Genomic DNA, 23,242 nt, shown 5'->3' with positions numbered 1-23,242 from the left:
AGTTTGGCGTATGTTGCTACAAATTCAAGGAATTATCTCTACGATTAGTTTATTAGATCTTCTGGATATGGTCATAGTGGCTTTTGTTTTGTATAAGCTGTATGTCATGATCCGCGACACAAGAGCCCTGGCTTTACTGAAAGGACTGATTGTGCTTTTAATTGCCACAGTTATCAGTAAGTGGCTGGGACTTAATGTAATTAATTGGTTGCTGAACAAAACCATGACAGTTGTTTTGGTAGCCTTGCCGATTGTTTTTCAGCCAGAGCTTAGACGTGCCTTAGAACAATTAGGTCGAGGAAATTTATTCAAGAAAAGTGTGTTTTTGGATGAACAGGAACAAGAAAGTCTATTAGATGAACTAGGAAAAGCTGTAGCTGTGCTAGCTAAAAATAAAATTGGCGCTCTTATTGTACTAGAACGTGAAACCGGTCTTAGTGATTATATTGAAACCGGGATCAAAGTAGATGGTCTTGTTTCCAATGAGTTTTTAATTAATATTTTTATTCCTAATACCCCTATGCATGATGGGGCAGCCATCTTAAGGGGAAGTCGAATTATGGCAGCAGGCTGTTTACTGCCATTGACGGAAGATCGAAGTTTGAATAAAGAATTGGGTACAAGACACAGAGCCGCGATTGGTATTACGGAGCAGTCAGATGCTGCAGTGGTGATTGTGAGTGAAGAAACAGGAATTATTTCCCTAGCCCGAGGTGGGAGACTGGTACGAGATCTGGATGCAGAGTCATTAAAAGAAAAAATACGTCCGTTGTTTACCAGTAAAAATCACACCTTCGGCAACTTCTTGAACTGGAGGCAGTATTCATAATGGATAGACTTCCAAAGAAAAATATGACAGCAAAAATTATAGCGCTCATTTGTGCAATTATTTTATGGGTTTATGTAATGAATGAACAAAATCCTCCTGTAGAAATTAATATGGAGATTCCTCTGGAAGTACGCAATCTTTCCAGTACCGTTGTAGCTGTGGATGTTCCTGACTCGGTTCGAATCAGAGTACGAGGGCCAAGGACGATTATTGCCGGACTTGCGAAACAAGATATCAAGACATACGTTGATTTAAAAGGTTTATCAGAAGGCGTTAATACCGCCAAAGTGCATACCACGATTCCCACAAGTATTGAAGTGGTGGAAGTAAGCCCTGATCCTATTACTTTTCACTTAGACAGTATTGTCAGCCGGCAGGTTCCCGTGGAAGTGAAATTAAGTGGTGCACCACCTGCTGATATCATCGTAGACAAAATAACCTACAGCTCTCAGAATGTCGTTGTGGTGGGACCAAAAGGTCTATTAGAGACAGCGGCTAAAGCTGTAGCCTATGTAGACGTGGCAGGAAAAAGCGCGGATTTCACTTTAGGGGTTCCCTTGAAGTTGTTAGATCACAATGGTAAGGGCGTAGGAGAAGGCCTGCAAATGAAGCCCAATAGTATGTACGTTTCTTTATTCTTTGTCCCCAGTGTCGTTAAAAAGACTGTTGATATTAAACCGAATATCACAGGACAGTTAGCAAAAGATGTTGCGCTAAAGCAAATTCTTACGAACCCAAATAAAATAGAGGTCAGCGGTAACCGCCAAATCATAGACCAAATTGATGCAGTTTATACCGAACCGATTAGCTTGGATGGAATTGATAAAGATGTGGAAGTGGAAGGAAAACTGCAGGTTCGAGAAGGCGTTACCTATAGTAGAAACACTATAAAAGTGAATATTACTGTAATCAAACAGCAATGATAGAAATATGGCAATGCGAAGGAGCGAAAATCGTTGTTACGGATCATTAATATGCGGGTGCTGCTAGACAATGAGACATCTTTAAATAAGTTGGCAGCAAAAAGGCTTAAAATACCACCCCAAGCTGTGCTTGAGGTGGTCATTGTACGTCGGGCTTTAGACGCTCGTCGAAAAAGTAATATTAGTTTTGTTTACACTCTGGATGTGAAGGTTGCAATACCCGAAGGCCAAGTACTGTCGCATTTGAAAGGTGATAAGGATATATCTGTAGCCAAGGAATATGTGCCAGAAGTGATTGTACAAGGGCAGAATACATTAGAACACCCCCCAGTTGTGATTGGTTTTGGACCTGCTGGTATGCTGGCAGCCTTGACCTTGGCGCAGCATGGTTATAAGCCAATTTTATTAGAACGGGGACGAAATATTGAGCAGCGAACCCGGGATGTAAGTATGTTTTGGCAGACGGGGCAATTTGATGCCATTTCCAATGTGCAGTTTGGCGAAGGGGGGGCAGGTACCTTTTCTGATGGTAAGCTGACCACTCGCGTCAATGATCCTCTCATGCGCCAAGTTCTGGATATTTTGATTAAGGCCGGAGCACCAGAAGAAATCGCCTATTTGCATAAGCCCCATATTGGTACAGACAAACTGCGTGAAATCGTAAAATCCATCAGGCAAGAGATTATTGCTTTAGGTGGGCGAGTGGAATTTGAATCCAAGGTTACCGATATTGACGTAAAAGAAGGAAAGCTAAAAGGTATAGTTGTCAATGGGACTACTTACATACCCTGCTGCGCAGCCCTATTTGCTATTGGGCACAGCGCTCGGGATACCTATGAGATGCTGCACAAGCAAGGAGTGGCCATGGAGGCAAAAGCCTTCTCCATGGGGGTACGAATTGAACATCCCCAAGAAGTGATTGATACATCTCAATATGGCATATCGGCAGGACATCCGCAGCTAAAGGCAGCGGATTATGCTCTTGTCTATCATGCAAAAGACACTGGTCGTACGGCCTATTCTTTTTGCATGTGTCCAGGCGGTCTGGTAGTGGCTGCTTCCTCTGAAATTGGAGGAGTGGTGACCAATGGTATGAGTTTGTACAAAAGGGCTTCAGGAGTGGCTAACAGCGCTTTGGTGGTCAATGTAACGCCGGAGGATTTTGGTGGCGAAGTCTTAGGCGGTATCAATTTTCAGCGTAAATATGAGCAATTGGCTTTTGTCTGTGGCGGCAGCAATTATCATGCTCCTTTGCAGACTGTAGGTGATTTTCTTGCAGGGACAACTGGCAGTACCGCTTTTGCAACGAAGCCTAGCTATAAGCCGGGAGTACAGGCAGCGGACTTGCGCCAATGCTTGCCTGATTTTGTAACCAATACCCTTGCACAAGCATTGCCAGATTTTGAACGTAAAATTAAAGGTTTTGCCAGTCCGGAGGTGGTTATGATTGGGGTAGAAACGAGAACCTCAGCTCCAGTTCGAATCTTGCGTGGCAGTGACTATCAGTCGTTAAATACGAAAGGGTTATATCCGATTGGGGAGGGTGCCGGCTATGCTGGTGGTATCATGAGTGCCGCACTTGACGGCATTAATTCCGCAATTTCGATAATAAAAAAGAGCAAGGTCTAAGAAAAGGGGGAACGTAAAATATATGGGTAGACTTTTTGGAACAGATGGCGTACGTGGGGTAGCCAATGCACAGTTAACGCCAGAATTAGCTTTTAAATTAGGCTGGGCAGCAACAACCTATTTTGGTAGAGAATATCATACCAGTCCGGTCATGGTGATTGGTCGTGATACACGGGTTTCAGGACATATGCTTGAAGCTGCATTAGCAGCTGGGATTTGCTCCGCAGGAGGGCAGGCAATATTATTAGGGGTGGTTCCCACTCCGGCAGTAGCCTATTTAGCAGGAAAAATCAATGCCCAAGCTGGGATTGTTATTTCTGCATCTCACAATCCATATCCTGACAACGGAATCAAATTCTTTGCAGGGTCAGGTTATAAATTGCCTGATGCTGTAGAAGATGAACTGGAAGAACTGGTATTTACCTATAAAGAAGACATGGAGCGCCCCGTTGGTGATGGAGTTGGCACCATACTGCATCGCCATGATCTACTAAAGGAATATATCGATTATTTAGTAAATACAGTGGATGTAGATTTCACAGGATTAAAAATGGTAGTGGATTGTGCTCATGGAGCAGCCTATGAAGTAGGACCGATCGTATATGAACGGCTAGGTGCCAAGGTCATTACCATAAATAATAAACCTACAGGCATTAATATCAATGCTAACTGTGGTTCTACCCACATGGAAGGACTGCAAGAAGCTGTAGTCCACCATAAAGCCGATTTTGGCATTGCCCATGATGGTGATGCAGATCGCTGCCTGGCAGTAGATGAAAAAGGTGTTATTGTTGATGGTGATCAAATGATGGTCATTTGTGCACTAGATCAATTAAAGGCGAACAAACTAAAAGATAATACTTTAGTTGCTACTGTGATGAGTAATATCGGCTTATACCAAGCGATAAAAAAGGCAGGCGGTAAAGTCGAAGTAACAGCAGTAGGTGACCGTTATGTACTAGAAGCGATGCTGGAAAAATCATTCATGCTAGGTGGAGAACAATCAGGACATGTGATATTTGCCGAGCATAGTACAACAGGGGATGGTATATTAACAGCTCTTCAATTGATTGCAGCTTTGAAAAAGAGCGGTAAAAGCATGGCGGAACTCGCAGGTGTTATGACTCGTTATCCCCAATTGCTGGTGAATGTTTCTGTAGCAAGTAAAGATGGCTGGGAAAAAAATGAGGCGATTACTCGCTCCATCGAAAAAAGCAATGCCCAGCTAGGAGAAAATGGACGTATCTTAGTCCGCCCTTCCGGTACAGAGCAATTAATTCGTGTCATGGCAGAAGGTCCATGTATGACAGAGCTGGAGCAGATTGTACATGACATCGCTGCTGTGGTAAAAAAAGAACAAGGATGAGTTGACCAAAGTCGTTGTTTATATTACAATGTAAATGCAAAGGAGCACAATGGTGCTCCTTTGCATATGTATAATATTAATAGGGGGTGAGAAATGGATAAAGCAAAGAAGATTGGTGGAAACTACATTTTACAAGAAATCAGAACCAAAAGTAATCATTATAGCGCTGGAGCTTGCGTGACATAGTACCACATCTCGGTGGCAGCCTGTATAAGGGCATGTTGACGCAAAGTTGACGAGGAAGAGGTTTATCGAGACGATTCAGCGGATACCTCTCGGCTACTCTGCGGCCGCTAAACAGCGACAAAACTGTAAGGTAACTTGCAGGACAAAGCGACTGGGGCAGATTGACAGAATGATTTGAATTTTATTTGAAATTTAGGAGGAATTACCATATGTGTGGTATCGTTGGCTATATAGGCCCTGAACAGGCCTCAACATTTTTGATGGATGGTTTAAGCAAACTGGAATATCGGGGTTATGATTCTGCAGGAATTGCTGTATATGATGGAACACAGATTCATGTAGAAAAAAGTGTAGGTCGCTTAGCAAATTTAGAAAAGAAATTAGAAAGCAACCAGCTTGTTGGGAGCTTAGGTATTGGGCACACTCGCTGGGCAACTCATGGTCGTCCTTCTGATGTAAACTCCCATCCTCATACGGACTGCTCAGGAGATTTTGTTGTAGTGCATAATGGTATTATTGAAAACTACATGCACTTAAAAGAAAAACTCATTGCAAAAGGTCATATTTTTGCTTCTGAGACAGATACGGAAGTAGTAGCTCATCTAGTAGAAGAATATTACAAAGGTGATTTCGAAGCGGCAGTAAAGCAAGTATTATCAGAAATTGAAGGCTCCTATGCCTTAGTATTTATGACAAAACATGAGCCAGATAAAATTATCTGCACGAAACAAGACAATCCATTGGTCATTGGTTTAGGAGAAGGCGAGAATTTTATCGCATCTGACATTCCAGCCATCATTAATCGCACCCGCAGAACCTATATCTTAAGTGACGGAGAATTGGCTGTTGTCACCAAAGATTCTGTATGGGTTATGAATCGTCAAGGGGTCCCCATTACCAAAAAAGTATTTGAAGTACATTGGGATGCAGAAGCTGCTGAAAAAGGCGGCTATGAACATTTCATGATCAAAGAAATCTATGAACAGCCAAGAGCCATTCGAGAAACCATGTCCAGCCGTTTAGCAAAAGATGATAGTCATATCATCTTGGATGAACTAAAATGGACCAAACAAGAAATGGCAGCGATCAAAAAAATAGTGGTTGTAGCTTGCGGCACTGCTTATAATGCTGGTCTTGTAGGCAAATATTATCTTGAATCCTTGTCTCGTATTCCTGTAGAAGTAGACGTAGCTTCTGAATTCCGCTACCGTTCACCTCTAGTGGATGAAAATACCTTAGCAATTGTGGTGAGCCAATCCGGTGAAACACTAGACACTTTAGCCGCTTTGAAAGAAGCAAAACGTCTTGGAGCTAAAACACTGGCTATTACCAATGTAGTTGGATCTTCGATTTCCCGTGAGGCTGATCAAGTCATCTATACTTGGGCAGGTCCAGAAATTGCGGTAGCTTCAACAAAAGCATATACGACCCAACTAGTTCTCATGAGCATGTTGGCGATTTATATTGCAGGACTCCGTGATACCATTACACCAGAACGCAGTCGTGAGCTAATCTCTGGTTTGCGTAATCTGCCAGCCCAATTGCACGAAATATTAGAAGATGTGGAATCCATTAAGACTTTTGCACAAAAATATGGTTTTAATGAAGATGTATTCTTCATTGGTCGTTCTTTAGATTATGCTGTAGCCTTAGAAGGCGCTTTGAAGCTGAAAGAGATTTCCTACATTCATGCAGAAGCCTATGCTGCTGGGGAATTAAAACATGGTACGTTAGCTCTCATTATTGAAGGCGTACCCGTTATCGCTCTAGCTACGCAACATGATGTATACGAAAAAACACTCAGCAACATCAAAGAAGTCAAAGCTCGTGATGCCGTTGTTATTGGCATCGCTCAGCGCGGTGATGAGCAAATCAAGAAATATGTGGATCATACCATCTTCATCCCACAAGCTGATAAATTCTTAGCACCAATCCTCGCTGTTCTTCCCCTCCAATTATTGGCCTACTACGCTGCCGTAACTCGCGGCTGCGACGTAGATAAACCAAGAAACTTGGCGAAGAGCGTAACAGTAGAATAGTAAAGTTATTGAATAACGGGGAGTGATTTCACTCCCCGTTATTTGTGATATTTTACTTTTGAGTACGTGAGCAAACGCCTTATTCCATTTTGAACGTATCGATCCTGATCTACGACACAGCGGGCAAAATGTACTGAAGATGTCAGGACGTTTCAGCAGCCGACGTCCTTTAACAAAACGTGCTTAATAATCCACGCAATAACATAAGAGAGCGTATTGTGAAGTTTTATAAAAAAGACCTCAAATAAGGCAAACACTATGTTTTATGGGGGAGGAACGTAATGATAAAGACGAATTTGATGATTCAAGGTATTCCTGGAATTCTGTGGGGAGAGCCATCGGCTAAACTATTTATTGCTGTTCACGGAAACATGTCCAGTAAGGATGATGACGCGATTGTAGTCTTTGCAGAAGAAGCAACTGCCAAAAGGTATCAGGTGCTGAGTTTTGACTTACCTGAACATGGAGACCGTAAAGATGAAGATTATGCTTGCAAAGTTCAAAACTGTGTTAGAGACCTTACTACTATCATGGATTATGCACGGACTATTTCAAATAATATAAGCTTGTTTGCTTGTAGCATGGGGGCATATTTCAGCTTACTTACATACCGGGATTTGCCACTCGAACAATGTCTGTTTCTTTCGCCTGTATTAAACATGGAGCGCATCATAAATAATATGATGTCATGGTTCAATGTAGGTGAGGAAAGATTAAAAGTCGAAAAAGAGATTGAAACGCCAATAGGACAAACACTTTACTGGGATTATTATTGCTATGTAAAATCCAATCCTATCGACACATGGGATAAGCCAACTGCGATTCTCTATGGTTCAGATGACAATCTTTCTGAGTTTGATGTAGTCTCAGATTTTGTTGAACGTTATCATTGCAAATTGCATGTGTTGGAACATGGGGAACATTATTTCCATACGAACGAACAATTGCGATATTTTAGACAGTGGCTGGGAGATACTATTTTTCAAGTCAAGTCCTGACCTCGTGCTTTTTACCGCTGCGAGACGTAGATGAGCCAAGAAACGTGGCGAAGTCCGTAGCAGTAGAATATTATGAACCGCTCCTGTCCTCAGAACGTTTGAGGGTAGGGGCGGTTTTGGTGCGTATGGGAAAGGGGATAATAACATGGCTTTGCTCTGTCGCAAAATTCTTACTGTTTACATAGAATATTATAAAGGTTACTATCTAAAAAGTAAGGAGGCTTTATCTCAATGAGTAAACACTGTATACACGATCAGGAACAAGTTTGTGAGGTAGTTGAAGGTCTAAACATATATTTAGCAAATCTCAATATACTGTTTGTGAAACTCCATAACATGCATTGGAATGTGGTAGGCATAGGTTTTTTTGACTTACATGAACAAACACAAATACTCTATGAGGCAATTGCAGATAAATTTGATGCTGTTGCTGAAAGGATTAAAATGTTAGGTTATCAACCTCTAGCTTCAACACAAGATTATCTTGAAGTTGCCACAATACGGGAACTTCCCAATACAAATTTAAGTTCTCAAAGAGTAGCTGAAATAATAATAGATGACTTTTGTTGTATGGTGAGCTTACTAAAAAAAATTAAAAATATGATTAAAGACGCCAATGATGATTGCGGACTATTAGGTGAAGGCATTTGTTTTTTTGAAAAATATATCTGGTTCTTTAATGCTTATTTAACAAGATGTTAATAGTTCGGTTAGCGAAGGTATTGTTCTCAGATAGGTAATTCGCCACAATAAAGGCTTAAAAGTAAATTCACAAAGTCTAAGGAGTAATTTTTAGGATAGGCCACTGTCATGGTATCTGAAAAACTGGCACATACCCCGCCAGCGGTCTGTCCTCTTATTCGTACGCTCTGATTGATGGGCTGTAGTGAGATTCTTGTAAAATTTCTATTTTTCTGAAAATTAGATGTACATATATATACTTTCATCATATAATAAAAGCTATTGAAAGTATTTTTGTTAAAGGGTGAAAATGCTGGAGGTATTATATGTTGTTACTAGGGAGCTGATAGGGTTTGTTTAAGAAAATACTGTTAGCCATAGATGGTTCTATGCATGCTCACCGTGCTGCGGAAAAGACGGTTGAGTTTGCATTGCAGTTGGGAAATGTAACTGTCACACTTTTTCACGTCACTCTAGAAATTCCATCAAAGAACAGTTTAATTCAAGCCAATTTTGACATTCAATCACTCCTTGAGAAAGAGGCACGCCTGGCCATAATACAAACAGAACGTCTTTTTAAGCAAGAGAAAATTTCGTATAATTTAGCAGTTGGCCTTGGTGATCCAGCGGAGGAAATCGTTAAGAAGGCAGAAACAGAAGGCTATGATCTGCTGATTGTTGGAAGTAGAGGACTAAATAAATTGCAAGAATTTGTTATAGGAAGCGTGAGTAAACAAATTGTTCATGTAGCTAAATGCCCCGTGATGATCATCAAATAAAAACTCACTACCCCAAAAAAATGGAGTAGTGAGTTTTAGTTTTATCTTATTAGTGTCCGCTTGGAGCATAGAGCCCGATTCTTTCAACAAGCAATTCACTTTCTTCATTCAGACCAATAATCGTTACTTTTTTGTCGAGTTGCTGGTATTTGAGAATTACTTTTGCAATGGCATTCACAGCGGAATGATCCCACACGTGCGAATTAGCAAAGTCAATGATAACGACGTTAGGGTCTTCATTGTAACGGAACTGGCTGGCAAAATCAGAGGTAGTACCAAAAAACATCTGACCAGAAATGTTGTAACATTTACTGCCATCTATTTGTATAGAAGCAACCGTGCGAAGCTCAGCCACTCTCCAGGCAAAGATCAAGGCACTCAACAAAACTCCAGCCATGACACCTTTCGAAAGATCATGAGTGGTCACGACAATTGCTACAGTAGTAAGCATGACGATAACGTCCCCAGTGGGGATTTTTTTCATATTCTGCAAAGAACCCCAATCAAATGTCCCAATGGAAACCATGATCATTACCCCGACGAGGGCAGCCATGGGAATTTGTTTCACCACATTACCCAAGACAATAATTAAAAATAATAAGAAAACGCCGGCTACGAAAGTGGATAAGCGTGTACGACCACCAGACTTCACATTAATGACGGATTGACCAATCATCGCACAGCCTGCCATGCCGCCAAAGAATCCTGCAATGACATTTGCAAAACCTTGTCCGCGGATTTCTTTATTCTTATTACTCTTGGTATCTGTCATTTCATCAACGATCGTTGCCGTTAGAAGTGATTCCAGGATGCCTACGAGAGCAAGAGACAGTGAATAGGGAAAAATAATTAAGAGAGTATCCGTACTAAATAATACTTGAGGTAAATGAAAGATGGGGAGCGAATTTGTAATGGTTCCCATGTCCCCGACAGTATTCACATGCAGTCCTAAGCCAATCGTGGTCATGGATACAATAATAATTGCTACTAATGCAGAGGGAACAGCTTTCGTAATCAATGGTAAAAGATAAATGATAGCCAGTGTAAAGGCTACTAGTGCGTACATGACCCAGTTCTGTCCAATAAAATGGGGCAACTGCGCTAAGAAAATCAGTATAGCTAGAGAGTTAACAAATCCTGTCATTACAGAGTGGGGTACAAAGGTGATAAAGCGTCCCAGTTTTAGAATGCCCATGGCATATTGTAAAATTCCTGCCAATATGGTTGCGGCAAATAAGTATTCTATACCATGGTCTTTCACCAGCGTTACCATAAGTAATGCCATAGCACCTGTAGCAGCGGATATCATGCCTGGTCTTCCGCCAACAATAGAAATAACAACAGCGATGCAAAAAGAAGCATAGAGACCAGTCATGGGACTTACCCCAGCAATAATGGAAAATGCAATGGCTTCAGGAATTAATGCAAAGGCTACTGTTATGCCTGCCAAAATATCCATGCGGGTGTTCGAAAACCAAGACTTATATAATTGTAGTTGCAATAGAAAAAAACCTCCTGTTTTGATATAATAATGGCTTTCCACTTTCAGAAAAGCCGTGTCCGATGTTTGATAGAATTCATTATACATAGATTGCTTACAGAATACAATTTAATAGTATTTTCTGAAAGAAATAAAAAAATGAAAATTCTATACAGAAGACATATAAATAAAGAATTTAGTAGATTATTTATTTGTACATTCATAAGGAAATATCTGGTATAGATACTGCTGTGAAAACTTGTATATTCAAGCAACATAGAGTATAATAATAAACAATAGTTATGAGCGGATATTTGGATTTGTGAACATTGAGATGAAATCATCCATCTTTTAGGCAGTGGTTGATTTGCGGAACATCTTATTAGTGAATATGTAAATTAATATATAAACTCAAATAATGGAGGTATTTTTCTTGGAAAAACAAAATAAGCTCGCCATCATTCCACTAGGTGGACTCGGCGAAATCGGCAAAAACATGACAGTGATTCGCTATGGCGATGACATCGTCGTACTTGACTGTGGTTTAGCATTCCCCGAAGATGAAATGTTAGGGATTGACTTAGTGATACCCGACATTACTTATCTTCTTGAAAATCAGGATAAGATACGGGCAGTTGTGATCACCCACGGTCATGAGGACCATATTGGATCCTTATCCTATTTCTTAAAACAAATTGATGTACCAGTGTATGGTACGCGGCTGGCGATGGGCATAGCCGAAGTTCGGTTAAAAGAAAATAATGTAGCGAATTATACCTTGATTCCAATAAAACCAGGTGATGAACTGACCTTTGGCAGTATTCAGGTAGGGTTTATTCAAGGAAATCATTCTATTCCTGATGTTGTAGGAATATATTTTCGTACGCCAGTAGGTACGATTGTTCACACAGGCGACTTTAAAATTGATTATACACCAGTAGATGGCAAAGTAATTGATCTTCCTAAATTCGCGCAACTCGGAAATGAAGGTGTACTAGTCTTAATGTCAGACAGTACCAACGCGGAACGTCCCGGCTTTACCAAATCGGAGCGTACCGTTGGCGCTGTTCTAGATGAGGCATTTAACGGTGCGAAAGGTCGAATTCTTTTAGCAACTTTTGCATCAAACGTATTGCGTGTCCAGCAGGCGATAAATTCTGCTTGTAAGAATGGCCGAAAAGTGGCAATTATCGGCCGCAGTATGATAAACGTTATAAACATTGCCAGAGAACTTGAATACTTACTCGTCCCTGAAGGAACAATAATTGATATAGATGAGATAAAAAACTATCCCGATAACCAGATCTTAATTTTGACGACTGGCAGCCAAGGGGAACCGATGTCTGCATTGACGCGAATGGCGTTGAGCGATCACCGAAAAGTAGCGATTACTCCAAGTGATACAATCATCATTTCTGCTACACCAATCCCTGGCAACGAAAAGTCAGTATCGAAAACGATTGATGCCTTATTACGTTTGGGTGCAGAAGTCATTCATGAACGTTCCATGGGGATTCATGTTTCTGGTCACGCCAGCCAAGAAGAATTAAAGTTAATGTTAACTCTGGTTCGGCCTCAATTTTTAATCCCAGTACATGGAGAGCATCGAATGCTGATTACTCATGGTAAGCTTGCACAAGACCTGGGAATCCCGAAAGAGAATATCTTTATAGGTACAAATGGACAGGTTTTTGAATTTGAGCAAGGCGTCGATGGGGTAACCGGAAAGTTAGCTGGGAAAGTAACCGCAGGCAAGGTTTTTGTTGATGGGTTGGGTGTAGGTGATGTTGGTAACATTGTTCTTCGTGACCGTCAAATGCTATCTCAGGATGGGGTTCTTATTGTTGTCGTTACGATGGATAAAGGATCAGGTGGCATTGTAGCTGGACCGGATCTGGTTTCTCGTGGTTTTGTCTATGTACGTGAATCTGGCTCCTTAATGGGAGAAGCCAAGCAACAGGTTAAGCAGGCCTTAGATAAATGTGAGGCCGGTCAAGTCACTGAATGGGCTGCGATTAAGACTAGTATCCGTGATGCACTGGGTAAATTTATTTATGAAAAGACCCGTCGGCGTCCAATTATTTTACCCATCATTATGGAAGTATAAAAATATTTATTGTGCAGGTAGATGTAAGTATCTATGCTGCAAACTTTCAAAAGGAGCCTGTCATCGACAGGCTCCTTTTGCCTTGCATCTGCCATGAGTGTGTTAAAATAAATCTTGATTTTATTAGTGAAATAATATAGTATATAAACAACTAACAACTTTGCATTTAAGATAGATTGTTAGGAGAAAAATGTATTTTAAGTATGTATGGATTATAGTAAGAATGAAGCTGGTTAATAATTCAGCGTATAGAAATGAATATTGTAAGCAAGTTATAGGTGGAGTCTGCACAACGGGCCTCATCTTTTCTTTTTAGAAAGAATTGTAGTTAAAGGAGGATTTATAATGGAGAAAATCAAGATTGGTGTTTTTGGTTTTGGGAAAACTGGTAAAGTTATCGCCAGCGAATTCTTGAATGACAATCTATTCACGCTAGTGTGGGTAGTGCGTAAAAGTCACGATGATCATCATAAATATGCCAGTCGACTGTTGGGATATGAGTTTGATGCAGGTGAGATTTTTACTGGTGAAGACATTGGCGAAGACTTTTTTTTAGAAAGACCAGTAGATGCTCTTATAGATTTTTCGGATTCTACAGGGATTTATTTATATAAAAGAGCAGCGGAAGCGGGAATTACAATTATATCTGCCATCTCAAAATATGAACAGGAGGAACTAGATCTGTTGAAGTCCTTTGCACAGTGTACGACCGTACTTTATTCTCCCAATATAACATTGGGGATTAATGTGCTGATGGTAGCGGCCCAGATTTTGCAGAAAATAGCTCCTCATGCCGATATAGAAATTGTAGAGGAACATTTTAAAGGCAAAAAAGAAGTATCGGGAACAGCACAAAAAATTGCAAACTCGCTTGGCCTCAATGTAGAAGAACACTTAAATTCAATTCGTGTTGGCGGAATTGTTGGCCGTCATGAAATCATCTTCGGGATGCCAAATCAGACCATACGGTTGTCCCATGAAAGCATAAGCAGAGCAGCCTTTGGTCAGGGGGCTATTTTTGCAATAAAATTTCTTATTGGAAAGCCTCCAGGAATGTATACCATGGAAACGATCATTGCCGAGATGTTCAGACAAAATATTCCTGTATATTAAACTCCATAAATGTAATTCGACATGCTCAGAAGAGAAGCAGGGAGTGGTATGATGATAGGTTTTGATCATAAAAAAGAAATAACCGCCTATATGCTGAAAAAAAGCCAAGACAAGGAAACATTGTGTTGGCTTTTTTCTTACGTTCTTTGAGCGTAATGCTGATACTTCTTTTGTTTAGTAATTATATTTCTACTTGTGTTTTAAATACAATAACGGCTGTACCACCTATCTGAACCTGTGTTGGTTCACCATTTTCTATTTTTACCTTTACATCTACTGTTCCAACACGTCCAATAGCTTCTCCCTGAATCCCCGTGAACGAAAACAAGGAGTTGTCATGTTCAACTAATCCGTGCTTAACGAGATAGGCTCCAAGTGGGCCGATGGCATTTCCCGTTACGGGATCTTCGGAAATACCAATAGCCGGTGCAAACATTCTGCCATGGGTTAAAATAGTACTGGGGCGGGATGCAAAAGTAAAGACATAATAACCATTACAGCCAATGGATTTACTTAAGTTACTTAACATGCTCATATTAGGAGATAAATTATGAAGCGTTGCTATGGATTTAATCCCAATCATTACTTTTGAGTGTCCTGTAGAAACGATCTGAATTGGACAGCGCTCGTCTATTTCCTCTTCTGCTAGACCGAGGGATGATAATAAGAGTTCACGATCTTTAGTGGAAAGGGGCTCAGAAAATTCGATAGATCCTTGCGTCATCCATATTGTATAATTGTTATTTTTTACAATATCGATCGGTAAAATACCAATCCCTATTTTCTGAATGACCCTTTCCGATCCGAGTTGATTTTCTATGGAGCGAGCGTAATGAGCTGCAATGGTGGCGTGCCCACACGAAGGTACTTCAGTCGTTGGCGTAAAATATCTAAGTTTCACATCGTGACTTGCGTCATCGGGTGGAAAAATGAAAACCGTCTCAGAATTATTAAGTTCTCGCGCTATACGCTGCATATCAAGTTCGGATAATCCTTGTGCACTTGTGATTACGCCAGCAGGATTCCCACTAAATTTTTCAGATGTAAACGCATCGATTTGATAGACTGTATATACTTTCATCAATTATGCCTCCTCAAGCTAGTAATTTTGCTTTTCTTACTTGTTATATTAGTGGTAAACTGGACATAAGTAAAATTCAATTTATTAAATGTAAGTATTGAAAATAGTAATAGGGAATGTCTTGTGAGAAAATTGATCAAGGATTCTGAAGTGATTTTATGAGGTGTATCATGGATATTAGGCATTTGGTTACATTAAAAACAATTGCACGGCTGGGAAGCTTTACAAAAGCCAGTGATGAATTACGTTACTCTCAATCAACGTTAACCATACATATTCAAGCGATTGAAAAAGAATTGAATGGAAAAGTGTTTGAGAGAATAGGCAAAAATATCGTAATAACTGAATTAGGTAATGAGTTGCTTTCTATTGCTGATGTCATAGTAAAGGCACATGAAAAAATTGAAACATTGAAAAATGGAAAGAATGTCAATGAAAGTACCATTAGAATAGGTGCTCAGGAATCTGTAGCCTTATATCGATTACAGCCAATCATGAATCAGTTTCAACAAATTTTTCCTCAAATAAAGATAATTCAAGTCTTAGGTCAGAAGTCTGAGCTAATTGACAAGTTATTAACTGGAGAAATCGATTTGCTATTTGTTATGCAGCGACAGCATGACAATGCTAATTTAGTAGCGATAGATTTGGTCGAAGAAAAAATGGGCATAGTGGGACTAGGTCAAAATCTGCATTCATTAGATGATTTGAAAAATAAGAACTTTGTGTTCATATATCCTAAAAATGATTGCAGTTATCGGAATGTATTTGAAAAATACTTAGGTGGTTATTTAGAGTCAAGAAAAAATAGTATTGAAGCGCTAAGCATAGAAGCTATAAAACAAAGTATAGTAATAAACTCTGGAGTTAGCATTTTGCCCTATAGCACTGTTCAACGTGAAATTCAGTCTGGACAAATAAGTTTTTTTGAGCTTGATTTATCTTTAGAAGATAAAGTTAGTACTCAACTGATCTATCATAAAAATAAGTGGCTTTCTCCTTTGTTAAAAGAGTTCATAAAACTGATAGAACAGGAAATGCATAAAACGTTATCAGCAACAAAACACAATGAGTGACTTTCTTGACTTCTTCAGGTTAGGACAACAAGGACTTCACCTGTAACAGTAGGAATTAAATTAATGGTGCCAGAGAATAAATAACCTCCATGAGCTCACTCTAAACCTGTGATTAATAAAATGATAACCGCCCCTATCCTCAGAGTGTTGAGGGGAGGGGTGGTTTTTTGGTGAAGTTCTACATAAATGGATAATTTTGATCGAAGAGGGATATTTATGTTGAAAAATATTTTAAATTATTATATTATATACTAATTGCGAATTTAGTACTTTATATATTAAATTCAATTTAATTTTCAGTTTCGAAAGGCGGAATAATATATGTATGAATTAATAAAATACGGATCAGTTGGGTTATGTCTAGTTTTTATAATATATGCTATCTACTTAACGGCAACAGGTAAAGCTAAGTTTCAACAAAAGAAAAAATAAAATATGATAACCGCCCTATCCTAAGAGTGTTGAGGATAGGGCGATTTTTGTGTTAGGCAAGGTAGAGAATGAGCCGTTCTTTTTAGGAGGATATTCTTTGCTGTATGGAGGGAAAGGGTCAATGTTATTAACACTGCGCCGTGTTACTTAACCTCCGCTTATAATAACATTGACCCTTTCCGGCTATTTAGATAGAGTCATGGGAGAATTTCGCTCATGCTTGAGTTTTTTAGCAATTGACTTATTTGAAAAATGCAAGATCAAGATCATGAGACACCGTGTTTCTTTTCATGCCCTGATATGGAGGGGTAGTGGGGACGGTACTTTTTTGACAACTTAATAAAAAACAAAGCATGAAATAACAATACTTTACAGATAATCATTATCATCATATAATAAAAGTAATCAAACAAACACATTTAATCTCCGAGTAGGGATTTTAGATAAGAGAGAATGATTATAAGAAAGGATTGATCATAATGAAAACTTGTTAAGGTGTATATTGCTATGAACATAAAGAAGACAGAGAATTTAGTAGTGTCTTATCGTCACCGATGAAGCCATTTCTAGTTTCCTTGGCCATTGTACTTGCACTAGCTGTGGGGACAAGTTTTTTGTAGAGAGTTTTGTAATTAATTACCTGACTAACGGTCGATAAATAAACCAATTTTAAAATCCCAGAAGCCTTCAAAGTGGCTTCTGGGATTTTAAAATTCTGTTGGGCACGAACGCACCGTATCATTGGTAACGGTGTAAGTCTTAAATTGATGATTGGATTAATCGTAAAGTCTTGAAAGAGGACAAAGAGACATGAGTTGAGAAAGATGAAGAAAATCAAGGGTGCTAGTCATGGAATTTTATGGGTCTGTAATTTCTGGGTTATTTTTCCTTAAAACATTTAAAGGGATAGGCTGACTGGCGTGGAATTAGTGGAAAGCACTTTTAAAATTGGATTTTACACTTTAAAGGTTTAAACATGGGACAGGAAGTGAGGTGGTAGCTTACATGACATCGGATGTAGTTCGCATATCAGTAAAAAACTTAGTAGAGTATACCTTGCGTTCGGGTGATATTGATACTCGCTTTGTGGGTACTAGCAGAGCGGTAGAAGGAACCAGAATACACCAAAAGCTTCAAAAGGCTGGTGGCGAGAATTATTTAGCAGAAGCCCAATTGAAATATGAAATGAAATACAAAGAGTTTTTATTTCTTGTAGAAGGCCGTGCGGACGGGATCATTATCGAGGATCAGCAGGTGGTAATCGATGAAATCAAAACAACGGCTGTTCCTTTGGAACGGATTGATGAGAATTTTAACCTGCTGCATTGGGCTCAGGCGAAATGTTATGGACTCATTTATGGTGAGCAAAACAATATAGAGCAGCTCGTAATTCAACTGACGTATTACAATATTGATACGGATGAAATAAAAAGATTAAGAGAAACCGTTAGTTTGCAGGAGCTACAAACGTTTTTTTACGGCTTGCTGGATACCTATTTAGTTTGGGCGAGACATCTCAAGGAATGGAATCTGTTGCGAGATGCATCCATAAAAAATCTGAAATTTCCTTTTGCAGCATACCGCCAAGGCCAGCGTGAATTAGCGGTTTCCGTATATAAAACCATTTCGGATAACAAAAAACTGTTTGTACAAGCACCCACCGGGATTGGGAAAACCATTTCTACCTTGTTTCCTGCCGTCAAGGCTATAGGAGAGAATAAAACGAGCAAGATTTTTTATTTGACGGCCAAAACCATCACTCGTCAAGTGGCTGAAGAAGCAGTGAATGCCATGCGGGGATGTGGTTTGGCCTTTAAATCGATTACGATCACTGCGAAAGATAAAATCTGTTTTAAGGAAAAGACCATCTGCAACCCAGACAACTGTGAATATGCCAAGGGGCATTATGATCGGGTCAATGATGTCATTCTAGATGTATTTGTGAAGGAGAGGGCATTTACACGGGAAGTGATAGAAGCCTATTCGCGAAAGTATATGGTGTGTCCATTTGAGCTTTCCTTGGACTTATCCATGTGGGCCGACTGCATTATTTGTGATTACAATTATGTTTTTGATCCCAGAGTATATTTAAAACGATTTTTTCAGACGAGTCAGGGTGATTATACCTTTCTAATTGATGAAGCCCATAATTTGGTGGATCGAGCAAGAGAAATGTTTTCTGCAGAACTAACAAAAAGCTCTTTCTTGAAGGTAAAGAACCTCTATAAAGGCCATAGTATTAGCAAGACCCTGGGTAAAATCAATACGGTTATGCTGGGAATGAGAAAGGAATGCAGTGAAGAGGGTTATTATACACAATTGCATCAACCGGAGGAAATCTATCCTTTGCTTTGGACGTTTGTTAACAAAGCGCCTGCTTTATTAACTGACAATCATAAAACAGAGGGTTATGATGCATTGCTGGAACTCTATTTTAATGTACTAATATTTTTGAAAATGGTAGAGTTCTATGATGATCACTATATTACGTACGTAGAAAAATCCTCGTCAGAGGTTACGCTGAAACTGTTTTGCCTTGACCCATCCAAGTTGTTGGGTGAAGCAGTCAAGAGAGGCAAGTCCAGTGTGTTTTTCTCAGCGACCTTGGCTCCGTTGGATTATTTTTGTGAAATATTGGGTGGTGAAGCAACGGATGCAAAAATTGCGTTCCCATCGCCCTTTAAGACCGAGAATTTATGTTTATTGGTAGCCGATCAGATATCCACAAAGTTCAAAAATCGCGAAAGTAGTTATGATGAAATTGCTCACTATATTCATTTGGTGATCCATCAGAAAACCGGGAATTATCTAATTTTTTTCCCATCCTATCACTATATGCAGGAAGTGCATCATGTCTTTTCAGAGTTGTACCCTGAAATCGAGACCATGATACAGACCAATGTCATGTCGGAAGAAGAGCGGGAAAATTTCTTAGATCAGTTCCAGCCAGATCGTAATCGTATGTTAGTTGGCTTCTGTGTTTTAGGGGGCATTTTTTCGGAAGGCATTGACCTCAAAGGTGATAAACTGTTGGGGACTGCTATTATAGGAGTGGGACTTCCCCAGATATGTATAGAGCGCAATCTTATAATGGAACATTTTAAAAAGAAAAATGAACTGGGATATGAATATGCGTATATGTATCCCGGTATGAATAAAGTGTTACAAGCAGCTGGGCGTGTGATTCGTTCGGAAGACGATAAAGGCGTAGTACTTTTGATTGATGCGAGATTTTCCAATTACTATTATAAAAAGCTATTTCCAGCAAACTGGCGTTATTCTAGGGAAGTGCGAAACGTAAACCAGCTCAATGCATTAATTCAAGCATTTTGGGATAAGTAAAGGATTCACAATTCGAATAAAGAGGTACAGGTCTAGGCAAGGGGATGTTCTGTTGATTCTATTGAAAAAATGTGACTAGGGGGTAGGATTGGGTTTTTTATAGAACCGTATTTAAGATTAATCGGGGGGAACCGTATCATTGGTAACGGTGAAAAAAGTAGAACTCCTGCCCAATTTCTATCAATTTCTCAATACGTGCTGATCAGACAGATGAAAGACAGTCAATATTATTTAAGGCTTGATACCATTGGAATGAAAACGGCTGCAATTTTCTTGTTTTAAAGGAATTTGTGGCCGTTTTCATTTCAAGTGACAAGGAGGTGGGGATTGCAAACTGAAATTATAATGCTATCATATGGAGTAAATGTAAAATTGGGGGGTACTAGAATGGATACAGTGACGATAGAAGCATTTCTTGCCGTTATACGGCACGGCAGCTTAACTGAAGCCGCTAACTCGTTATTTATATCGCAGTCAACTCTTAGCGGTCGTCTTGCAGAACTTGAACGGGAAGTAGGGATGATCTTGATTGATCGCGGACGTGGAATGAGAACGTTAACGTTAACTGATCAGGGGAAGGAATTTCTAGTGATTGCAAAAAGATGGGAGGATCTCGTTCAAGATACGAAGCGGATTCAATCTCAAACCCAGAGTATAATGCTGTCTATCGGGGCGGTAGATACTATTCATACTTATGTTCTTCCCTCTCTTTACCAAGCCTTACGCAAATATGGGAAAGACTTGAATGTTCGTCTTAAAACCCACAACTCAACGGAACTTTACTTACAGGTAGACCGCGGTGAAATAGATGTGGCTTTCACTTTGTTGGATTTACCAATGAGGAATATTATTGTTCGAAAGTTTTATTCGGAGCCAAGGGTAGTGCTGCGCAGAGAAATGCCGCTTAGAAATACTAGTGAGTTTATTGATGCGGAGAGCCTGGACCTGGAAAGCGAAATATTTTTTGAGGGAGACCCGGCCTGGCATACTTGGTATCAACGGTGGAAAGACAAAAACGGGTATCCATCTCTGCAGGTAGATACGGCACAATTATTGGTCTCGCTGCTGAATAAAGATGGGGCGTGGGCAATAGTTCCGCAATGCATTGCTCAAAAAATGGTGGCAATGGGACCATTTGCATACTATCGATTAGTTGATCCACCACCTGAGCGGATTTGTTATAAAATTCAGGCAAAATATCCAAAATCCAGCTCAATAGAAGGTATTAACATACTAAATAAGTGTCTTGATTCATTATTCAATAAGGATGAGAATTAAATATTTTTATTATTGTAAATAATTAGAAAATTTAAAAATATCGCAAAATCAGATTTTAAATTACGATTAATCCAATTTTACTATAGTTATAATTACGTATTACAATGTTCTTGAGCATAAGATTTTCAATATTTCCAAAAGACTGACAACTAGGCTTCATGAATGAAAAATGAATAGGAAGGGGTGATAAAAACGACGAAAATCCCCAAAAAGGGAGTGAGGCTTACTACCGATATCTTTAGGTGTTTATTTTTACAGAGAAATCCTTAGTCATTAACTTATGACTAAGGATAAAAAAACCATAAGATGTAGCACTTCCCATCAAAAGTAATATATCGGAGAATCAAACGCCTCAAAAGAAAAATGGAGTTATGTAATCATTTCCGGATGCAGAAACGTTACAAAAATAATTATGGGAGGATATAGTATGGTAAACACATTAAAAAGAACTAATATTCCACTGGCATATCAGATATTGTTTGCGCTCGTACTGGGTAGTATCGTTGGAGTTATTTTTTATGGTAATCCGCTAGTTTCATCTTATTTAAAACCTATTGCAGATATTTTTATCAGATTAATTAAGATGATTGTTGTTCCGATTGTCTTCTGTACTCTAGTTACAGGGATTGCCGGCGGCGATGATGGCGAATAAAAACATATTGGGCGATTAGGGATTAAAACTATATTCTATTTTGAAGTTGTGAGTTTAATTGCCATTGGCTTGGGGGTTATGGTAGGTATCTTTTTCCAGCCAGGGACAGGTGTCGACTTAAGTTTGTTGTCAAAGGGAAGTCTCTCCAATCTTGAAACTAATGTGCAAAAATTAGGCGAAAGCGGTCTCGTGAGTACATTTGTTAATATCGTTCCTACGAATATCGTTAGTGCTTTATCTAATGGTGATCTTTTAGCTATTATCTTTTTTGCGGTTGTATTTGGTTTAAGTTTACATCATGTTCCACAAGCAGGCAGAGATGTAATCCTTAAGTTTGCTAACGGAGTATCTGCAGGTATGTTTTGGGTTACAAATCAAGTGATGAAACTTGCTCCTTACGGCGTTTTTGCCACTATGGCGGTTACTGTATCTAAGTTTGGCGTCCAATCTTTAGTGCCGTTGGGGAAATTAACCCTTTGCACATATGGTTTGGTAATTGTCTTTGGCATTGGTGTACACGGAATAATAGGAAAAATGTTTGGTGTAAATATTCTTGACTTCTTTAAAATTATGAAAACAGAGTTTATTCTTGCTTTTAGTACGGCAAGTTCAGAAACCGTATTGCCGAAGTTGATTGAAAAGTCAGAGGCTTTCGGATCCCCCAGGTCCATAACGACATTTGTTATTCCGATAGGATATACCTTTAATCTGGTTGGCGGAATGATTTACGAGGGATTGGCAATTATCTTTTTGGCGCAGATGTATGGTATTGAACTGACAACCTTAGATCTCATTAAATTAGTTGCAGTATTAATGATTACATCAAAAGGAGCAGCAGGAATACCGGGCGGGGCGTTTATTATCATTCTTGCTACACTCCCAATTATGGGAATTCCTATAGAGGGGACAGCTTTTATTTTAGGCATTGACCGGCTTCTTGACATGGGACGAACTTGGGTTAATGTAATTGGGCATGCATTGGCTACTGTTTTGATGTCTAAATGGGAAGGCGTATACGATGCTGAAAAAGGAAAGAAATATCTTGAAGGCGTAGGCAATAGTTAAGAAGATCATGCAAAATAACAGGTGGTATTGCTGTAATAGATGTGGCCGCTCTGATAGACAAAGATACATGTCTGTTTAGTATATGGATGGAGACACACGGGGACGTTGGGGCGGCCCAAACTAGGAGCCTGTCAAATGAATCATACGGCGGCTTTTAACATGTGAGAATAGTAAGTGACTGAATCG

General features: G+C 39.5%; 15 protein-coding genes and 1 pseudogene. 14 read left to right on the top strand and 2 right to left on the bottom strand.

Features of this window, described 5'->3' with window-relative positions; translation table 11 throughout:
- Nucleotides 1-10: 10 nt before the first annotated feature.
- The 8 genes from cdaA to LMF89_RS14970 all read left to right on the top strand — a co-directional run bounded on the left by cdaA (nt 11) and on the right by LMF89_RS14970 (nt 9,430).
- Entirely contained in the window at nt 11-829 is an 819-nt protein-coding gene (gene cdaA / locus LMF89_RS15005) for a diadenylate cyclase CdaA (RefSeq protein ID WP_007961606.1), read from the top strand.
- Complete coding sequence (locus tag LMF89_RS15000; RefSeq protein WP_229535806.1) at nt 829-1,752, top strand: CdaR family protein; 924 nt, start codon at nt 829-831, stop codon at nt 1,750-1,752. The genes cdaA and LMF89_RS15000 overlap by 1 nt, the downstream gene beginning before the upstream one ends.
- 33 nt (nt 1,753-1,785) lie before the next feature.
- Nucleotides 1,786-3,381, top strand: coding sequence for an NAD(P)/FAD-dependent oxidoreductase (locus LMF89_RS14995; RefSeq protein ID WP_229535805.1), 1,596 nt, complete (start codon nt 1,786-1,788; stop codon nt 3,379-3,381).
- Between the two features lie 22 nt (nt 3,382-3,403).
- On the top strand, nt 3,404-4,747 hold the full coding sequence (glmM, locus tag LMF89_RS14990) for a phosphoglucosamine mutase (RefSeq protein WP_229535804.1): 1,344 nt from the start codon (nt 3,404-3,406) through the stop codon (nt 4,745-4,747).
- Between the two features lie 395 nt (nt 4,748-5,142).
- On the top strand, nt 5,143-6,972 hold the full coding sequence (gene glmS, locus LMF89_RS14985; protein ID WP_229535803.1) for a glutamine--fructose-6-phosphate transaminase (isomerizing): 1,830 nt from the start codon (nt 5,143-5,145) through the stop codon (nt 6,970-6,972).
- 281 nt (nt 6,973-7,253) lie between these two features.
- The gene (locus LMF89_RS14980; RefSeq protein ID WP_229535802.1) at nt 7,254-7,970 is read left to right on the top strand and encodes an alpha/beta hydrolase; all 717 of its coding nucleotides are present in this window, start codon (nt 7,254-7,256) and stop codon (nt 7,968-7,970) included.
- A 231-nt stretch (nt 7,971-8,201) separates the two neighbouring features.
- Entirely contained in the window at nt 8,202-8,672 is a 471-nt protein-coding gene (locus LMF89_RS14975) for a Dps family protein (RefSeq protein WP_229535801.1), read from the top strand.
- A gap of 332 nt (nt 8,673-9,004) precedes the next feature.
- Nucleotides 9,005-9,430, top strand: coding sequence for a universal stress protein (locus LMF89_RS14970; protein WP_229535800.1), 426 nt, complete (start codon nt 9,005-9,007; stop codon nt 9,428-9,430).
- Nucleotides 9,431-9,479: 49 nt separating this feature from the next.
- Here the strand turns inward: LMF89_RS14970 and LMF89_RS14965 are convergent, their stop codons facing one another.
- Nucleotides 9,480-10,931: a SulP family inorganic anion transporter gene (locus LMF89_RS14965; RefSeq protein WP_229535799.1), complete on the bottom strand. Its 1,452-nt coding sequence runs from the start codon at nt 10,929-10,931 to the stop codon at nt 9,480-9,482.
- Nucleotides 10,932-11,343: 412 nt separating this feature from the next.
- Here LMF89_RS14965 and LMF89_RS14960 point away from each other — a divergent pair, with 412 nt between their 5' ends.
- Complete coding sequence (locus tag LMF89_RS14960; protein ID WP_229535798.1) at nt 11,344-13,017, top strand: ribonuclease J; 1,674 nt, start codon at nt 11,344-11,346, stop codon at nt 13,015-13,017.
- 345 nt (nt 13,018-13,362) lie between these two features.
- Nucleotides 13,363-14,130 (top strand): 4-hydroxy-tetrahydrodipicolinate reductase, encoded by a 768-nt coding sequence (locus tag LMF89_RS14955; RefSeq protein WP_229535797.1) that lies wholly within the window; start codon nt 13,363-13,365, stop codon nt 14,128-14,130.
- Between the two features lie 181 nt (nt 14,131-14,311).
- Here LMF89_RS14955 and LMF89_RS14950 read toward each other — a convergent pair whose 3' ends face one another.
- On the bottom strand, nt 14,312-15,211 hold the full coding sequence (locus LMF89_RS14950) for a PhzF family isomerase (RefSeq protein WP_229535796.1): 900 nt from the start codon (nt 15,209-15,211) through the stop codon (nt 14,312-14,314).
- 170 nt (nt 15,212-15,381) lie between these two features.
- Between LMF89_RS14950 and LMF89_RS14945 the strand changes: the two genes are divergently transcribed.
- The 4 genes and pseudogenes from LMF89_RS14945 (at nt 15,382) to LMF89_RS14930 (ending at nt 23,056) form a co-directional block, all read left to right on the top strand.
- Nucleotides 15,382-16,287: a LysR family transcriptional regulator gene (locus LMF89_RS14945; protein WP_229535795.1), complete on the top strand. Its 906-nt coding sequence runs from the start codon at nt 15,382-15,384 to the stop codon at nt 16,285-16,287.
- A 1,437-nt stretch (nt 16,288-17,724) separates the two neighbouring features.
- The gene (locus LMF89_RS14940) at nt 17,725-20,061 is read left to right on the top strand and encodes an ATP-dependent DNA helicase (protein ID WP_229535794.1); all 2,337 of its coding nucleotides are present in this window, start codon (nt 17,725-17,727) and stop codon (nt 20,059-20,061) included.
- 387 nt (nt 20,062-20,448) lie between these two features.
- On the top strand, nt 20,449-21,339 hold the full coding sequence (locus LMF89_RS14935; RefSeq protein WP_229535793.1) for a LysR family transcriptional regulator: 891 nt from the start codon (nt 20,449-20,451) through the stop codon (nt 21,337-21,339).
- A 412-nt stretch (nt 21,340-21,751) separates the two neighbouring features.
- A pseudogene (locus LMF89_RS14930) lies at nt 21,752-23,056 on the top strand (cation:dicarboxylate symporter family transporter).
- Nucleotides 23,057-23,242: the final 186 nt, after the last annotated feature.

This window comes from Pelosinus baikalensis (assembly GCF_020819555.1).
Taxonomy (GTDB): Bacteria; Bacillota; Negativicutes; order DSM-13327; family DSM-13327; genus Pelosinus; species Pelosinus baikalensis.
This window is presented reverse-complemented; position numbering and strand designations above follow the sequence as displayed.